Raw genomic sequence first — 1,332 nt, 5'->3', positions numbered from 1 at the left:
GCCGGCGCTGAACACCGCCAGCGCCGCGAGGCAGGCACCGCGCGGGCCCAGCACCGCGAGCAGGCGCACCGACAGCGCCGCGCCGAGGATCGAGCCGAGCACGAACAGCGTGGTGCTCCAGGCGTACCAGTCGAGCCCGCCGATCTCGCGCACCACCGAGGGCAGCACGGTGGTGACGATGTGGACGTTGACCGCATGCAGCGCGACGCCGCCGGTCAGCGCGAGCGCGCGCCAGCCGTTGCGGCCGCTGAAGAGTTCGCCCCAGCCGGCGGTGGCCGGCGGGTCGGCGCGGGAGCGGTCGAGGGCGGGAGAGGAGGAAGAGGCCATGGTGGAAGCGTCGGCCCGACGGCGCAGTGCCCGGGCCCGGATCTGAAGGTGCCCGGATACTAGGCCGCCACCTCGAATTAAACAAGCAATCGCTTTGATAAATAAAATCGAAGACGGCGCGCCGCGCGCCCCGCCGGCACCCGCTGCGGCAAGATGCGCGACACTCCCGGCTGATGCACGCCGCCGTTCCCGTCTCCGATCCCGCCCGTCCGATGCCCACTTCCGGCGCCATGCCCCCGCCCTCCATCCGCCGCCCGAGCGCGCGCTTCCTGTTCTCGCATCCGGCGCACTTCGTCGGGCTGGGCCTGGGTTCCGGCCTGTCGCGCTTCGCGCCCGGCACCGTGGGCACGCTGTGGGCCTGGGCCGCGTTCTCGGTGATGCAGCACTGGCTGTCGCCGGCCGCGATCGGCTGGATCATCGGGGTCTCGCTGCCGCTGGGCTGGTGGGCCTGCACGCTGACGGCGCGCGACATGAACCTGGCCGACCCCGGCGCGGTGGTATGGGACGAGGTGGTCGCGTTCTGGATCGTGCTGTGGCTGGTGACGCCGGCCGGCCTGTGGGCGCAGATCGTCGCCTTCGCCCTGTTCCGCTTCTTCGATGCCGCCAAGCCGGGCCCCGTGGCCTGGGCCGACGGCCTGTTCAAGCAGCGCGATGCCGCGCAGGTGCGCTGGTGGCACGCCGGCTTCGGCATCATGCTCGACGACCTGGTGGCGGCCTTCTGCTCGCTGCTGGTGATCGCGCTCTGGCGCGCCTGGTGAGACCCCGACCCATGGAATCCTCTTTCCCGCCCCCTTCCTCGCAGGACCTCGACACGCCCGAGCTGGTGGAGGCCCTGGCCGGCCTGCTGCTGAAGAAGGGCTGGCTGCTGGCCACCGCCGAGAGCTGCACCGGCGGCCTGATCGGCGCCGCCTGCACCGAGCTCGCGGGCTCCAGCGCCTGGTTCGAGCGCGGCTTCGTGACCTACTCCAACGCGGCCAAGACCGAGCTGCTGGGCGTGGACGCCGC

2 protein-coding genes and 1 pseudogene are annotated in these 1,332 nt (G+C 72.2%); 2 read left to right on the top strand and 1 reads right to left on the bottom strand.

What is annotated here, in order from left to right; translation table 11 throughout:
- Window positions 1-327 (bottom strand): annotated as a pseudogene (locus AC27VN_RS41600) (MFS transporter); the annotation flags it as partial.
- A 230-nt stretch (window positions 328-557) separates the two neighbouring features.
- On the opposite strand from AC27VN_RS41600, the gene AC27VN_RS41595 reads away from it, so the two are divergent.
- Window positions 558-1,085, top strand: a complete 528-nt coding sequence (locus tag AC27VN_RS41595) for a phosphatidylglycerophosphatase A family protein (RefSeq protein ID WP_208511370.1) — start codon at window positions 558-560, stop codon at window positions 1,083-1,085.
- Window positions 1,086-1,096: 11 nt separating this feature from the next.
- The coding region (locus AC27VN_RS41590; RefSeq protein ID WP_490880527.1) for a CinA family protein at window positions 1,097-1,332 on the top strand (236 nt) is incomplete at its 3' end.

The organism is Variovorax sp. 20P10.2.4, from assembly GCF_058244205.1.
The sequence above is the reverse complement of the archived record's forward strand: the minus strand, read 5'-3'. Positions and strand labels throughout refer to the sequence as shown.